Below are 16,191 nucleotides of genomic sequence, written 5' to 3'. Positions count from 1 at the left end.
AGTGGAGAACCCCGATACGGTGCAATGGTCTTGGGATACGACGAAGACGAATTGACAGACGCGGATCGTGAGCCCGGACCCGAGGTGACGTCGAAACTCTTTCGTCGTTGGCAGAAGGCTGTTCGAGGCCGTTCACCGGCTGAAGACATGACCAATCCTGTCTGGCGCTGGCTTTTTCGCGGTCGTGTCGACCCCTATCACGCAAACGAGCGTTTTCGAAGCCGCCTACAAAAGATGCTCCGCCGCGTGGATTTTCCCAGCGAACCACGCTGGGCAGGGTGCCGCATGGGGCAATCAAGAACCGAGTTGGCCGACGGGCGAGTGTTTTGGATCGCCGGCGAGCACGAAGATTTTTACGATCCCGATTTCTTTATTTACAACGATGTCATCATCGAGTCTGTCGATGGTGACGTGCGAATCTTCGGGTACCCCGAATCCGTCTTTCGGCCGACTGACTTTCATTCGGCGACGGCCATCAATGACGGTCAAAGTATTCTGATCCTCGGGAACGTTGGTTACTGCGATCAGCGAGCTGTCGGTCACACGCCGATCTATCGGCTCGACACTGAGACACTGGCAATGAGTGGAATTCATTCAACCGGTGAACAGCCGGGGTGGATCAGCGATCACCAAGCGACGCTCAGTGATGATGGATCGTCGATCCTTGTCCGTGGTGGCAAGGTGTTGTCCGACGATGGGTTCCTGGAGAACATTGATGACTGGTCGTTGTCTCTCGCCGAATTCCGCTGGGATCGATTGACCAAACGGCAGTGGATTCGATTCCAGGTGGCTCGTCATGACGGGAGCGGCTTGCATCTTTGGAACTACGACATGCGAAAGTTCGCGTTGGAGTACCCGAGGGCCGGTTTGGACCCTGAGGACGATCTGGCTGACGAGATCGGTGCGGAGCCGAACATGGAGGCCTACGATTCGCTTTACCGACCACAAGTGCCTTACACGCCAATCGATCCGGATCCAGAAGACGACGACGATTGGCGGACCAAGAAGATCACCATCGACGGAGTGCGCGTCCGCTATACCGACGACATGGATCAGTTGACGGTCACCGTCGAAGGTGATCTGCCAAAGGCCATCGTCGATTCGATCGCAAAAGACGTGTGTGCAAAACTTTCACTCGTTGAGAATGCCGACTGTCGGGTGAAATGGATTGATTGAAGCCAGGCGGCTCGTGCTCGGGCCACGTTTACTATTGCGGTAGCGGACCTCACCGAGAGTTTCAACCTGACCTCTTTCCGCTCGACCAACCCAATTCGAAGACTGAATGGAGTTCGAGCGCTACTTGCGGGTCAGTTGTTCGATTCGTGGCGGTCGCCAGCCGAGTCGGTCGAGAAACTCCTTGGGGCCGATCCGTTCGATGCCGAGTGTCCGAGCTTCATGAATCGCCTGCTCGTATCGAATCTGAACGTCGCTGACGTCCATTTCGACCAGTTTCGCAGCGTCTTCGTCGGGGCTCTCTCCGACGATCAAGTAGCGAGTGTCGGCTGTCAACTCGCCCTGTACCTCACCGTCGGGACGCAGCACAAAATCGATCGATCCACCGAACTGACCGACGATCTGTCGCAGTCGATCGAAGTCGGATTGCCCGTCGGCATCGAAATCGATCCGGCCCGCGATGGCGACTCCGACTGTCGAGCCGGCGTTCCAAATCGGTGAGTGAATGGCATCGCCTTGAAAAAGGAACCGGTTGTCGTCGAGATCGGTGACGCGTGCTTCGGCAAGATGCTCGCCGGCAATCCGCGCGACTTCGATGGTTGCTTTGGGTTGCGTTTCGATGATTGCGTCATCACGCGTTTCGTAGACCGAGAACGTGACACCGGATCGCAGGCCGTCGGCCGATCCGAGATTGATCCAAACCACTTCGGACGCCGGTTCAGAATTGGTACGGCCGTTGCAAATATAAGCCGGCGGACAGGCGAGACTGTCAAAAAGGCACTCGGGTGAATCAAACCCATTCACTCGTTGAGAAAACACCATTCTTTTGAACCCGTTTGAAAGGAGGGTACAAACATGTTAGCGACTCGATGGGAACCTTGGACTGAGCTGAATCGGCTCAGCCGCGAGATGGACCGACTGTTCAGCCGTGGCACCAACGGCAGCGTGATGGGTGTCGGAAGTTACCCTGCGTTGAACGTCTGGGAAGACGACGACAACCTGTTCGCTGAAGCCGAATTGCCCGGATTCTGCATGGATGATTTGGAAATCTATGTCACCGGAAACCAGTTGACCCTCAAGGGCGAACGCAAGCCGCCAGAACATGAAGGCGGAACCTGGCATCGTCAAGAACGCGGCTATGGAAAGTTCAGCCGGATGGTCGAATTGCCCGGCGACATTGATGCCGAAAATGTATCGGCTGAGTTTAAAAACGGCGTGCTGCATATCACGCTGCCAAAAAGTGAAGCCGTCAAGCCGCGACGCATCGAAGTCAAGGCAAATTAGAAGCCAAGGCAAATTGATGCAGCGCGTTGAGCGACAAGCGCGGAGGCGGTTCGTCGGCAAGGCGAGCCGCCGATGTCTGCGACGCGTGATTCATTGTTCAGAAACACTGTGATTCTCAATGGAGGTGTGCGATGAGTACCACCATGACAACCACGAATCAAAACGAAACCCTACAACAGAACGGTAACCGACGTGTCAGCGAATACCTGAACGAGAACGGTCAGCAAGCTCGATCGACCTTCCAACCCCGATTCGACATTTGGGAAGGCGACGAGGAGTTGATCCTGTACGGCGATCTGCCCGGCGTCAACACCGACGACTTGGACATTCAGTTCGAGAACCGTCGATTGACGATCCACGCAAAGGTGGACCGCTGGCATGATGGCGAAGGATACCTTTACAGCGAATACGGTGTGGGCGACTTCCACCGGACGTTCACGATCGGTGAAGCGATCAACAGCGAAGCCATCTCGGCTGAAATGCATGATGGCGTGTTGACGCTGCACCTGCCGAAGTCCGATCACGCGAAGCCGCGTCGCATCCAAGTCAAAGCCAACTGATTCGATTGCCCAAAGACGCATCGAAACCGTCCAAGCGGATCGAAGTCAAAGCGGCTTGATCAGGCAAACCGTTAGGCGAAACAACGTTCGCCTAACGGCGAACCGCAGGCGTCCGTTGACGCGGACGTTTGCGGTTCGCCGTTGACTACGGCCTCTCGCCTGAGCCCGTAGGCTCGCGCCAAGCGGCTGATCATCGATTGATATCAGCCGGTTCGCGCCAGCGTCCGGGCGTCGCGAACGACGCGAATCGTGGCCGCGTGGGCAGGCGGGGAGCCGACGAATCGATCAGCGCGCCGTCCATCCGCCGTCGACGACCAGCATGCTGCCGGTGGTGTAGCTCGATGCCGCACTGGCCAGATAGATTGCGGCACCTTGAATCTCTTCCATCCTTCCCCAGCGGTTCAATGCGACCGCCCCGACGATAAATTTCTTTGCCTCTTCCGACTCCGCGATCGGTTCATTCATCGGCGTCAAAAAGGGGCCCGGGCAAATCGCATTGACTGTGATGCCGTCGTCGGCCAGTTCCAACGCAAGGGCGCGTGTCATCTGCACGATCGCGCCTTTGCTGGTCGCATAAGGGGTGCGGTTGGCCAGACCGACCAGTCCCAAGGTGCTGGCCAAGTTGATGATCCGTCCACGACCGCGTCGTTTCATGTTGGGAATCACGGCCTTGCAGACCGACCAGACTCCGTCGACATTGATTTGTTGGACCTTGCGAAAATCTTCGTAGGTCAAGTCGCCGATCGCGCCACGAATGTTGACGCCCGCGTTGTTGACCAGGATGTCGGCCGCGCCGAAGGCTTGTTCCACGTTTGCGACAAAGGATTCGATCTGGCCTGGGTCGGTCACATCGGCCTGTACGCCGATCGCTCGCACCCCGTAATGGTCGCCGATCTGCGTCGCAGCTTGTTCTGCTTCGGCGGCGTTTCGGCTGCACAAAGCAATGTTGGCACCGGCCGACGCCAGTCCCGCCGCCATCGCATATCCCAGTCCCTTCGATCCCCCCGTCACCATGGCCACCTGGTTGGTCAGATCAAACAGTTTGATTCCCGGCAAGACGGCTGTTTCAGGCATGCGGAACTCCTTCATGAAGTTTTTGGCGACAATTGAATCAATCAGGCATCGGCCAAGATGTCGCGACCGATCTTACCCGGCAGGATCACCTTGATGGGGATCTCCATCGGATAGCGTTCTCGAATCTGTGCGACCGCCTGCAATATCTGTCGCTCATCATAACGTGTCGAAAAGTGCCCCAGCACGAGCCTCTTGACGCGACTCTGGGATACCATCTGCATCACCTGATCGAGAGAACTGTGCCGATTCAAGCTCGGATCGGCGGGGTTCATTTCTTCCTCGGTTAAAAACGTCGATTCGTGAATCAACACGTCGGCATCGTCGTACCGCCCGTCCGTTTCGATCGGCGTGTCGCCCGAATAGACCAGTTTTGTCCGCCGGATCGGTTCAACAATCGCCGCTTTCCCTTTCTCCATCTTGATCGCAACGATTTCCTTGCCCGACAAGCCGACGTACTCGGGCTTGAGTTTGTTGCTGATCGCTTCGACGAAGTAACTCAGGCTTTTCGATCGGCCGGGCAGGATCGGCACGTGACGATTGGCGACCGCGCGCACCACCAAGTCACTTCGCAGCGGCACCTCGTCTCCCGGATCAAGCGGGATCCACTTCGCCCCAGAGATCTGTGGATCAAATTTCCCCATGAACCCGGCCAGTGCGGGAAACGATCCCGAATGGCGTGGGTAATAGATCGACAATTCCGGTCGCGCATTGAGCTGATTGAATTGCAGCAACCCGGCCAAGTGGTCGCGGTCGGCGTGCGAGATGAAGACGTGTTTGACTTTCCTGGACTTTTGAAGCAGCCCCGCAGACACGCCGTCGCCACAATCAAACAGACAACCCAGTTCGTCGACGAAATACCACGTCGAAAACAGCGCGGTGGAATATCCCGTGATCGTGAGGCGATGGTCTGAACTCATGGGACGATTTCTCGAGTGGCGTAAGCATCCTGCTTGCGTTTATACCCGAGTGGCAAGCAGGATGCTTACTTCACTGGTCAGTCACTCGCGACCGTTGATCTCGTCGATCGCCCGTTCATACGCCCGCTTCATGCCTCGGCTGTCGGTTTCGTCCAGCAATCGCTTCAGAATCGGGAGCGCTTCGGTCGCCCGGGGACGGACTTTGCCGAGCATGTACAGCGAATAGTACTGTTGCCGTCGATCGTTGGATTCGATGCCTTCCAGTAGAACGGGGACGGCTTCGGGGCCGGCGGTATTGATCGAACGCAGGGCGTCTTTGGCAAAATTCGTGTCGTCGGGCACTGGTAACAACTTGAACAGTGCCGGCACGGCGGACTTGGCATCGGCACCCAAATCACCCAACGCCACCGCGGCATCGCGACGGACCGCCCAATCCACATCGTCGAGCCCCTGGATCAACAGCGGCACCGATTTTTCCCGATCCGATTCGATCTTTGCCAGACAAGCCAACGCGGCGGCACGCAGATCGGACCACGAGTGGTTCGTCAGGGCGATCACGTTGTCGGACAACGAACCGGCCTGGTCGCCCAACGTCGTGACCGAACGCAGCGACGCGAGCACGACCAGATCTTCGGCATCTGACAGACCATTGCCCAACGCCGCGATCAGTTCTGCCGAGGGTTCCGCCGTGGTGGCCAGTGCCGCAGCCGCCGCGGAACGCACCGAGGCGTTCTGATCGCCGAGCAATTGCATCAACCGCGGAGAGCATCGTCTCGCAGACTCCCCGACCGTTTCGATCGCGATCGCCGCATCACGGCGCACGTTCGCGTCGGAATCGTCCAGGCCGACAATCAACGCATCGATCGCTGCGGTGGATTTCGATTCCATTCGGGTCAAACCGCCGATCGCGCTGCGTCGCACCTCGGGATCGTCATCGTCGAGCGCGTCGAGCAACAATTTCGTGACGCGTGGTTGGTCCTGATCCACGTTGGCCGCGGCCAACACCGCTGCCGCTCGCACCCCTTGTTCGGGATCCTGGCACAGTGTTCGAAGCCGCGACACCACGGCATCGTCCAGTTGCGGATAACGCCCCAGCGACGCCGCTGCGACTTCACGCAGATTCGGATCGACATCATCCAGGCAGTCCGCCAACGGTTCAATCGCCGCTGCCGGAACCGAACGCATCTTGCCGATCGCCTGTGCCGCAATCGTCTTTGCCGCACCCGTTTCATTTCGCAACGCGTTGAGCAGGGGTGGCGTCGCGACCGGGCCGATTTGCGCGAGCGCCTTGGCCAATCGGACGCGAGAATGGTCGGCATCGGACGCCGCGTTCAAGAGTGCCGGAACCGATGCGGATCCGATTCGTCGCAGCGCTTCATCGATCGGCATCGGTTGGTCGGAATCGGTTTCTGCATCGGCGTTTGAGTCTCGTTTGAGTGCGGCGACAAGCGGGCCGACCGCCCTTTCGCTGCGAGGTCCCAAGGTGCCGAGCGCGAACGCGGCGGCGTCACGTTGTTGGCTGTCGTCTTGTTCCAGCAGTTCGATCAATCGGTCGACTGCTCGATCCGACGCATCATCCAGATTTCGAAGCGCGATCACGCCGCCGCTGCGCACTTGGACGTCGGGGTCCAGCACGGCATCGATGATCCATTGGATCATCTGATCATCCGGCTCCGCCGCGACGGAAACGGCGACGATCGCTGCGGCGCGGACCGCCGAGGCCGGGTCGCCGAGCAATTCGATCAAACGATCTCGGTAGGGGGCGGCGCGTTGTTTTGTTTTGGCCAGTCCCTCGGCCGCAATGGCGCGGACCGATTCGTCATCGCTGTTCAACGCCGCTCCGAGCGAATCGGCAGCTACCGGACCCAACCGGGACAGGGACGCGGTTGCCTGGCGTCGCACGTCGGGATTCTGGTCGCGGACCGCATCGTCCAAACTTTCCAGCAGACGATCGGCATCAGCCGCCATCCAACCCATCGCGTCGAGCGCCGCGATTCGCCGCCGCGTCGAATCATCTCCGGCGGCGGCGACCAGCGCCTCAATTGTCGCGGTGCCGATGCGTGAGAGCGCCCAGGCGGAACGGTAGCGCCGTTGTTCGTCATCATCGCCCAAACTGTGCACCAGGGCGTCGATCGCGGGTTCTGCCTGGGGGCCGATACGAGCGACCGCCATCGCCGATTGCATCCAAACTTGATCGTCGCGATCGCCCAATCCCTTGATCAACGCATCGATCGCGGGCAGAGCATCGGGGCCGAGTTTTGCGAGCGCATAGGCCGCGTCCCGCCGCTCGTCGATTTCGACACTGGACAACGCCGACGCCAGCTGATCGATTTCGGATGTTTGATTGCCATCGGTCGGTGAATCAGCCGTGGCGGACGCGACGCAAACGGCCAGCACGAACATGCCTGACAGCAATCGTTGCGCGGTCGCGTTCAAAGCTGCAGCTCCGAAATGCGTCCGGTGCTGTCGCCGATGAAATCGACGGGCGTTCCGAATCGGTCCAACATCGACATGAACAGGTTGCACATCGGGGTTTCGGGCGCGACACGCACATGTCGTCCCGAATCGATCTGGTTGCCGCCGGCCAGCAGGATGGGAAGGTTTTCGTTGTTGTGCCGATCGCCATCGCTGATCGCGCTGCCGTAGCAAACCGAGGTGTGATCCAGTAGCGAACCTTGCTGACCGTCGGGTGTCGATTTCAGTTTTTGCAACAAGTATGACAATTGAGCCACGTGGAATTGATTGATCTTTCGAAGTTTGTCGTGCTTGTTGGCATCACCACCATGATGAGACAGGTTGTGGTGCCCTTCACCGACACCGATGTGACGATAGCTTCGATTGCTGCCTGCGTCGGCATACATGAACGTCGCGATGCGGGTCCGATCGGTTTGGAAGGCCAACACCATCATGTCGCACATCAATCGAATGTGTTCGCCGTAATCTTTCGGTGTGCCCTCGGGGACCGGATAGTCGACGTCTTCGGAGACATCGAAATCATCGTCTTTGCGCTGCATGCGTTTTTCGACGTCGCGAACACCATCAAGGTATTCGTCGAGTTTGCGCTGATCGTTGCGTCCGAGTTTGGACTGCAACCGCTTGGCGTCTTCGGCGACATAGTCGAGAACGCTTTGGCGCAACGCCTCGCGACGAAGTGCGTTTTGATCGGCATTGACAGGCGTTCCGTCGCCGAACAATCGTTGGAAGACCAACCGCGGGTTGATCTCTTTGCTGACCGGCGTTGACTCGGACGACCAGGCGATGTTAGACGAGTAGGCACAGCTGTAACCGCTGTCGCAATTTCCGGCGCTGCGTCCCGGTTCGATTCCCAGTTCGATCGATGGAAACCGGGTCGCGTGACCGGCCGCCTGGGCGGCGACCTGGTCGACGGAAATCCCCGAACGCAAATCGCCTTCTTTTCGCGGCTGTGCTCCGGTCAAAAAGACCGATGCACTTCGCGCATGGTCACCCGGTCCGTCGCCGTTGGCACGCCCCTTGTCATGGGTCAGCCCGCTGATCACCAGCACGTCATCCTGGACCGGTGCCAGGGGGGAGAGAATGTAGGGCAAGTCATACCCGTAGCCTTCCAACTGGGGCGTCCAATCGGGAAGGTGGACGCCGTTGGGCACAAAAATGAATGCCATGCGGTTTGGAGTGGTCGCGGCGGCGGCGGCGGCGGCTTTCGGCGCCGTCGATTCCATCCACGGCAATGCCAGTGAAACGCCTAGCCCACGCAGGACGGTTCGTCGTGACAGTCGGCTCGTTTGGATACTCATTGGTCTCGCTTCCTCTCACGCATCGTAAAGGGATCACTCGTGACAATGGCTTGGACGAGTGAACTGAATCGATAGCCATCGTTTTCCATTGCCGCCAGCGCGGAATTGACGGTGCACCGGTCGTAGGAGGTTAAACCCCGCCCCAACGCATAAGTTAGCAATTTACTGGCCAGACACTTGCAGAATTGCTGTCTTTTTTCCTGCACCAAGATCTGCATCAGCTCATCGGCCCCGTCAAACCCGACTCCGCCGGGCAACTCGCCCGAGGCGTCAATTTTGTAGGCACCGTCGCGTTCGCGATACGCGCCCACGGCGTCAAAGTTCTCCATCCCGAAGCCCAGGGCGTCCATCTTGCGGTGGCAGACCGCACAAGATTCGTTGGCGCGATGCTGTTCCATTTGCTCCCGCAGCGACCCCAGGACCTCTCCGCCCTCCTCCAGGTCCGGCACATCGGCCGGCGGTGGTGGCGGCGGTTCGGCCAGGAAATTCTCCAAAATCCACTTGCCGCGTTTGACCGGTGACGTTCGCGTCGGGTTGGACGTCAGCATCAAAATGCTCGAATGGGTCAACACGCCGCGACGCCCCGCCGGCAGGGAAACCTGTTGAAAGGAATCGCCTTGGATCGAATCGATCCCGTAGTGCCGCGCCAGGCGTTCGTTCACATACGTGTAATCCGCATCCAAAAACTCCAACACGCTGCGGTCTTGACGAATCAGTTGCTCGAAAAACGTTTCGGTCTCGCGGCGCATCGCCTGACGCAGCGGTTCATCAAAATCGGGGAACCGGACCGGATCGGGCATCAACAGTGACACGTCGCGAAGCTGCAGCCATTGTCCGGCAAAGTTGTCCACCAAGGCCCGCGACTTGGGATCGGCGAGCATCCGTTTCGCCTCCGCCGACAACACTTCTTTGTTGGTCAGTTCGCCGGAGGCGGCCAGTTCGAACAATCGTTCATCCGGCATGCTGCTCCACAAAAAGTACGACAGTCGCGTTGCCAGTTCATAACCGTCGAGCGCGCGGATGCCGTCTTCATCGTCGGGGTCTGGGTCCTGTTCGACGCGGAACAAGAAGTTCGGATGGATCAGGATCGCGGCGACGATGGTCTGGAAGATTTCGTCTCGTGGTGCTCCTCGCTGGAAGGCGTTCCGCATGATCGCGAATAGCCGTTCGGATTCGTCTTCGGTGATCGGTCGCCGAAAGGCCCGGGAGGCGAATTGGCGAACGTTCTCGCGCGCGACCGCGACCTGTTCGTCGTCATTGGCCGCTTCCCGCGGCAGCACTCGTTTTCTTGCTTGTTCGTCGGCCAACGCCTTTTCGGCGATCGTCGCGGCGGCTTCCAAATACTTTTCGAACAGAATCGGAGGGATGGTCAGCACGTCGCCGACGTTGTCGAATCCGTGGGCGACGTCGTCGGAAGGGAAGTTGTCGGCCAGACGTAAATCCAAACCCAGCAAATCGCGGATCGTGTTGTCGTATTCGGATTTGTTCAAGCGACGAATCGTGACACGGCCGGGATGCTTGACCGACGTGCAGTCGAAGGCATCGAACTCCAATTCGATCGCTCGGCCGAGTGAGGCGATTTCGTCATCGGTCGGTTGCGTTTGGTCGGCCGGTGGCATCTGGTGCTCGACGACCAACCGCAACACCTTCTCCCAGAACTCGTAATTCTCTTGGATGTCGGCCGAGTCCTCGAAGCGATCAAAGCTGACTTCGCCCTCGAAATCATCCCCGCTGTGACAGACGACGCAGTGGTTCTCGAGAAACGGAGCAATGTTCGTTTGAAAATTCTCCGCCGCCAATTCGGCTTTTGTCTCTTCCGATGGATGATCTTCCGCCAACGCCATCCCGGTCGTCAGCCCCAACAAAGAGGCGAACCAGATCCATCGAGTGGTGCTTTGCAAAACAGTCATGGGGCGGGGGATTGTCTATTCGGCGGGTGACCCTCGGCTTGGCATCGGCATCTTGACCGAATCAAACATCCTGGGACGAATCGCCGGGAGAGCGGCGGGGCAGGAATCGCCGGGCGTGGGACGTGAAATCAACGCGTGTCGCCTGTCATTGTCTTCACGTCCCCCGCCAGACGCAGTTCATTATCACCGCTCGGACAGCGGAACGCAAATCACGTCGGATTCTGGTGCCCAGCCAAGTCGCAAACAAGGCATGCGGATCACCATGACTGGCCGCACGCAGGGGCGACATCAAATAGACCCTCCCATTGATCCGTTCGGCAGCGACATTCCCAGGCGACGCAGCATAGCGCCTGAAAAACTCATCCGAGTCCAAAACGTCGCCGCTGTTGAGTATCGGCACCGGGCTCGAATACTCAGCGTTCGTTTCGCGTCCATTGGGTTCGATCATACAAATCCGTCAAATCGGTGCAGGATGGTCACCCCAGTCTAGCCGATCTGCCACCTCCATCCAAATATTGAACTTGCAGACAGCAGCGGCCTGGAGGGTATCATTCTGCCTGCGCTGGCCCTTACGGCTTGTAGATTGAGTCGATCTTCTGAATTCAATGCGATCAGGTCAGGTGCGACGCGTCAGCGAGGGGCGCCGCGTGGCCCTTTGCCAACGCGTGCGGGCTAAAATCAACAAGCCGCTCAGTCGCCGGTCATCCGCTTCGCAGAACCCTGTTATGACAGTCGCAGACCCATCCAGACCGGCCGTCGATTTTCATCAGGGGACAGTACGGCTGTTCGGTTTGTCGCCGCGATTTGTCGAGAAGACGCTTGCTGACATTTCGCTGGTCTGGGACGAGCGTGAAGACTGCTTTCGCGGTGATGCGATGCACGCCGATGCCATCCGGCGAGCCTTGGACCACTCGCTGGCCGGCGGATTCGATTGGCAGGTCGGACGCGACGCCGGGGCGGCGGAGTTTCGCTCGTTGTCGATCAAGGACCTGCGGCAAATGACGCTTCGGGGCGATCAACAGCAAGCGGTCGAGGCCTTCGAAACCGGCGGTCGGCGCGGATTGATCGTGATGCCCACCGGCACCGGAAAGACCGTGGTCGCAATCGAATTGATGATCCGCAATCGGTGCAGCACTCTGATCGTCGTTCCCGTCCGCGACCTGATGTATCAGTGGCATGCCAAGATCTTGGAAGCGACTGGCATCGACGCGGGATTGATCGGTGACGGCGTCCATCGCGTCAGCCCGATCAGTGTGACGACCTACGACAGCGCCGCGATCCACATGCCACGCATCGGTGATCGTTTTCAGCTGATTATCTTTGACGAAGTTCACCACCTGGCCGGCCCCTGGCGGAGTGACGCGGCGCGGATGTCGATCGCGGCCCATCGCCTCGGTTTGACCGCGACGCTTCCCGGTGACGACGAACGCATGACCCGTTTACATGAATTGGTCGGGCCGACGCTGTACCAACAATCCATCGCCGAAGCCTCCGGCACATCGTTGGCCGATTACAGCGTGCACCGCATCGCCGTCCGACTGACCGACGAGGAACAACATCGCTATCGTGACTATGGGCAGCAGATCCAGAAATTTGTCTTCGAGCAAAAGACGATCGATCCAAAGTTCAAATGGGAGGACACCTACGCGCTTTCCGCAGCCACCGAAGCAGAGCCCGACCGCGCCCGCGACGCCGTGATTGCGATGCGAGCGTTTCGATTAAAACGACAGATCGAAGAACACGCCGATGCCAAACTGCGGATGCTGGAAGACTTGTTTCGGCTCCACTGTGACGAATCGATCATCGTGTTCACGGGATCCAATGTGATGGCACGCAAGATCTCGACGCGATTCCTGGTGCCCTGCTTGCTGTCCCACTGTGGAAAGAAAGAACGCCGGCAATGGTTGGAAGGCTTCGCCGAAGGACGCTACCGTGTTTTGGTGGCCAATCGGGTGTTGGACGAAGGCGTGGATTTGCCGGAGGTCAAAACGGCGATCGTGTTGGGCGGATTGTCCAGCCAGCGTCAGGCCATTCAGCGACTGGGACGTGTTCTGCGAAAGGGGCGCGGCGGTCGGCGTGCAAAACTCTACGAAGTCGTCGTCGAAGACACACGTGAAGTCACCCGTAGCCGCGATCGTCGCCGGAACGAAGCCTACCGGCAAAAACGATGATCCGTAGCGAACACAGTATCGTCCACTACGATTTTCAACGGATGATCGTCCGGCCCGACCGACTCCGCCGCGGCACCGATGCCGATTATGTCGCCGCGGCGAAGCAGATGCTGCGGATCTATCGCGACGGAATCGGTGATCCGCGACAGGTGCTGCACGGACGGATCGAAACCTGCCTGAATCGATTGTCCGGTTGTCCGCCACGACGCATCGCCGCGTTCTGCAAGTTGCTGGACGATCAATCCGAATACCTCTCCAACCGCAAAGCGGCATTACAGCTGCGACGTCAGGTCTTTGATTTCGCCGCCGACCGGCATCCGATCGTGGAACATCGCGAGGGGATTTTTGACCATGACGTGCACCAAGTCCGCAGTGAACTGGCCAAAGAGCTCGGTCGGACGTGGCCAGAGATCGAAGCGGATTTGTTCAGCGACGTCCTGGAACTACAGCGACTGCAGGCCTTTGATTCAGAATGGACGCCGCAACAATTGCTTTCGGCTTACAACGTCGCGCAGACCCAAGCCGCGTTGTATCGTGCGACACGCGTCCGTATCGACGCCACCGACGACTTGAAAACGATCGTCCGGCACGCCAAGCTGGCCGGGCTGATGCACCGCATCGATCTGATTTGGTCGGCCGAACAACCGCGCTACCGATTTATCTTCGACGGCCCGCAAAGCAGCTTGCGTCAATCGACTCGCTACGGCGTGCGGTTCGCGGCGCTGGCTGCAAAGCTGTTGGCCTGTCGTGGATGGCACATGACGGCCGAGATTCTGGGGCCACGGAAGCAACGCTTTCGGATGGAACTTTCCCCGGCCGATGGATTGTCAGCCGCACTCAGTGCTCCGGATGCCTTCGATTCGTCATTGGAGGCGGACGTCGATGCCGCCTGGCAGAAGGCACCGGTGGAAGGCTGGACTTGGAAACGCGAGTCCCTGTTGCTTGTCCGCGGGCAAACCGTGATGACGCCCGATTTCACGTTGCATCATCAACAGCGCGGCCTCTTGGTGTACGTCGAAGTCGTCGGGTTCTGGACGCCGGAGTACCTGGAGGAAAAGTGTTGCCGATTGCAGGAATTCGCTGGAATGACGCCGAGCGAAGGTCATGCGGGCGATACGGTGAAATGGTTGCTAATCGTTTCGGGAAAGATTGAGTCCAACCTTCGAGAAGGGTTGGCTGATTTACAATTGCCAATGGTCAGTTTTGACACTTCGGCGAGCCCCCAGACATGGATCGACGCGATCGGTTAAGCAATGCGCGGCGATTTTCAGTGTTCCTTGCAAAACGTATCGCTCTTCCGCTGAGGAGACTTTGGACGCACCGAATGCATGGGGCGCCGAACCGACTCATACGTCCGTGGCGATAGAATAGGGGCCAGGAAATAGGTTGGTCAAAAAATGGATTGGTCAAAAAATTGATTGCCCGCTCGCGCCTCAGTTGTCCTTTGTTGTCTTTATTTTTTGACCACCCCATTTTTTGACCCTCTCCGTAACACGCAAACACAGCCCCAATCCGCGAGAAACCCTGATGTCCCGTCGAGCTGCCTTTGTCGTATTGACGCTATTACTCGTATCGCATTGCACCCGCGCGGCTGATCTGGTTCTACGGGGCGGCAAGATCGTGACGGTCGATCCGGGGTTTCGCGTCGTCGAGGCGATGGCGGTCCGGGATGGACGAATCATTCAGCTGGGCAGCGACGCAGAGATCGCCAGCCATGTGGATCCCCAGACGCACGTCGTCGACTTGCAAGGCCGCATGGTGCTGCCCGGGCTGATCGATTCCCACGTCCATCCGACCGGTGCCAGCCAATACGAAGCGGACCACGAGATTCCGCCGATGGAAACGATCGAGGACGTATTGGGTTATCTTCGCCAGCGGGTCGCCGTCGTCCCCAAGGGCGAATGGATTGTGCTGCAGCAAGTTTTTATCACGCGGTTGCGAGAACAGCGTTTTCCCACACGCGCCGAACTCGATTCGGTCGCTCCCGATCACCCGGTCTGGTTTCGCACCGGCCCCGACGGCAGCGCCAATTCGCTGGCGCTGGCGGAGAACGGAATCGACAAAGCCTTTGCCGCCAAGCATCCGCAGCACGTCGCGGTCGATCCCGCCAGCGGCGAGCCGACTGGAGTGATCCGTCAGTCATCGTCGGTCTTGAAAACGCGTCGTGATCAAAGCCGCAAGCAGCTGTCGCAAGATGAACTCGATGATCGACTCGCGGAGTTGATCCGCGACTACAACCGCTGGGGAATCACGGGGATCATCGATCGCAACTGCAGTGATTCTGCTCGGGCACAATACGCCCGACTGTTGGAATCGGGACGTTTGACGACGCGGACGCGATTGTCACGTTCGCTGACCCCCAATGCCGATCTGGCGGAAATCGAACAACGGCTCGACGAGATCGCATCCGACCCGCTGTTCAAGTCGCCCGATCCCAGGCTCGGTGTGATCGGCGTGAAGGTGTTCGAAGACGGCGGCATGCTGACCGGCAGCGCCTACTTCACTCGCCCCTGGGGGACCAGCAGCATCTATGGCATTGTCGATCCGCGTTATCGTGGCATGCAGTTCATCGACGACGATCGGTTGGAAAAATTAATTCGGTTGTGCGCCAGTCGTTCGCTGGCATTCACCGCGCACTGCCAGGGCGACGCCGCCGTCGAAGCACTCGTCGCTGCCTATGGCCGAGTCAATCACGACATCCCGATCGCCCCGACACGGTCATCGATCACCCACAGCAGTTTCATGAGTGAAAAAGCCATTGCGGGTGCGGCGAAACTTGGCGTCGGCGTCGATTTGCAGCCGGCGTGGTTGTACTTGGATGCCCGCACGCTGGTGGCCCAGTTCGGTCAAAATCGACTCAAGCATTTCATCCCGTTGCGAAGTCTGTTCGACGCGGGGGTGGTCGCCGGGGGTGGCAGCGATCACATGCAAAAGATCGGATCGCTTCGCAGCGTGAATCCGTACAATCCGTTTCTAGGGATGTGGGTCGCCGTGACCCGAACCGCCCGCTGGCACGACGCTCCGATCCATCGCGAACAAGCGCTCACTCGCGAGCAGATGCTACGCTTTTACACGATCAACAACGCCTGGTTGATGCGGCTTGAAGAGGAGATCGGGTCATTGGAAATCGGCAAGCGAGCGGACTTTGTGGTCATCGACCGCGACCTGCTGACTTGCCGCGACGACGAAATCCGCGACACCGTGGTTCAGTCCACTTGGCTGGACGGTCAGAGAGTGTTTCAATCGCAGTCGCAAAGCAACCGATCACTGGATTGATCGGACCGTGACCCTGCCCCCGCTTTTCACCTTCAACACGTACCGACGAGAGT

General features: G+C 58.7%; 12 protein-coding genes. 6 read left to right on the top strand and 6 right to left on the bottom strand.

The features are described 5' to 3' along the window. The first annotated feature begins 147 nt into the window (after positions 1–147). Entirely contained in the window at positions 148–1,176 is a 1,029-nt protein-coding gene (locus TBK1r_RS19705; RefSeq protein ID WP_145214406.1) for a hypothetical protein, read from the top strand. Between the two features lie 120 nt (positions 1,177–1,296). On the opposite strand, the gene TBK1r_RS19700 is transcribed toward TBK1r_RS19705, so the two are convergent. After that, positions 1,297–1,995 (bottom strand): hypothetical protein, encoded by a 699-nt coding sequence (locus tag TBK1r_RS19700; protein WP_145214403.1) that lies wholly within the window; start codon positions 1,993–1,995, stop codon positions 1,297–1,299. Positions 1,996–2,028: 33 nt separating this feature from the next. Between TBK1r_RS19700 and TBK1r_RS19695 the strand changes: the two genes are divergently transcribed. Continuing rightward, complete coding sequence (locus TBK1r_RS19695) at positions 2,029–2,457, top strand: Hsp20/alpha crystallin family protein (RefSeq protein ID WP_145214400.1); 429 nt, start codon at positions 2,029–2,031, stop codon at positions 2,455–2,457. 131 nt (positions 2,458–2,588) lie between these two features. Then, entirely contained in the window at positions 2,589–3,017 is a 429-nt protein-coding gene (locus TBK1r_RS19690) for an Hsp20/alpha crystallin family protein (RefSeq protein ID WP_145214397.1), read from the top strand. Positions 3,018–3,302: 285 nt separating this feature from the next. On the opposite strand, the gene TBK1r_RS19685 is transcribed toward TBK1r_RS19690, so the two are convergent. The 5 genes from TBK1r_RS19685 to TBK1r_RS19665 form a co-directional block, all read right to left on the bottom strand. Further along, positions 3,303–4,091 (bottom strand): SDR family NAD(P)-dependent oxidoreductase, encoded by a 789-nt coding sequence (locus TBK1r_RS19685; protein ID WP_145214394.1) that lies wholly within the window; start codon positions 4,089–4,091, stop codon positions 3,303–3,305. Positions 4,092–4,132: 41 nt separating this feature from the next. Next, positions 4,133–5,008, bottom strand: coding sequence for an MBL fold metallo-hydrolase (locus TBK1r_RS19680; protein ID WP_145214391.1), 876 nt, complete (start codon positions 5,006–5,008; stop codon positions 4,133–4,135). Between the two features lie 81 nt (positions 5,009–5,089). Continuing rightward, the gene (locus tag TBK1r_RS19675; protein WP_145214388.1) at positions 5,090–7,444 is read right to left on the bottom strand and encodes a HEAT repeat domain-containing protein; all 2,355 of its coding nucleotides are present in this window, start codon (positions 7,442–7,444) and stop codon (positions 5,090–5,092) included. Continuing rightward, positions 7,441–8,781, bottom strand: a complete 1,341-nt coding sequence (locus TBK1r_RS19670; protein WP_145214385.1) for a DUF1552 domain-containing protein — start codon at positions 8,779–8,781, stop codon at positions 7,441–7,443. The genes TBK1r_RS19675 and TBK1r_RS19670 overlap by 4 nt, the downstream gene beginning before the upstream one ends. Continuing rightward, positions 8,778–10,691, bottom strand: a complete 1,914-nt coding sequence (locus TBK1r_RS19665; RefSeq protein ID WP_145214382.1) for a DUF1592 domain-containing protein — start codon at positions 10,689–10,691, stop codon at positions 8,778–8,780. Before TBK1r_RS19665 ends, TBK1r_RS19670 begins: the two co-directional genes overlap by 4 nt. 725 nt (positions 10,692–11,416) lie before the next feature. On the opposite strand from TBK1r_RS19665, the gene TBK1r_RS19660 reads away from it, so the two are divergent. The 3 genes from TBK1r_RS19660 (at position 11,417) to TBK1r_RS19650 (ending at position 16,138) form a co-directional block, all read left to right on the top strand. Beyond that, on the top strand, positions 11,417–12,862 hold the full coding sequence (locus TBK1r_RS19660) for a DEAD/DEAH box helicase (RefSeq protein WP_419580173.1): 1,446 nt from the start codon (positions 11,417–11,419) through the stop codon (positions 12,860–12,862). Then, positions 12,859–14,112 carry a DUF790 family protein gene (locus TBK1r_RS19655; RefSeq protein ID WP_145214376.1) on the top strand — a complete coding sequence of 418 codons (1,254 nt, stop codon included), beginning with the start codon at positions 12,859–12,861 and terminating at the stop codon, positions 14,110–14,112. Before TBK1r_RS19660 ends, TBK1r_RS19655 begins: the two co-directional genes overlap by 4 nt. A gap of 277 nt (positions 14,113–14,389) precedes the next feature. Further along, the gene (locus tag TBK1r_RS19650) at positions 14,390–16,138 is read left to right on the top strand and encodes an amidohydrolase (protein WP_145214373.1); all 1,749 of its coding nucleotides are present in this window, start codon (positions 14,390–14,392) and stop codon (positions 16,136–16,138) included. Positions 16,139–16,191: the final 53 nt, after the last annotated feature.

It is taken from the genome of Stieleria magnilauensis (assembly GCA_007753675.1).
GTDB classification, from domain to species: domain Bacteria; phylum Planctomycetota; class Planctomycetia; order Pirellulales; family Pirellulaceae; genus Stieleria; species Stieleria magnilauensis.
Note: the sequence above shows the minus strand (reverse complement) of the source record. Positions and strands in the feature narration are given on the sequence as shown.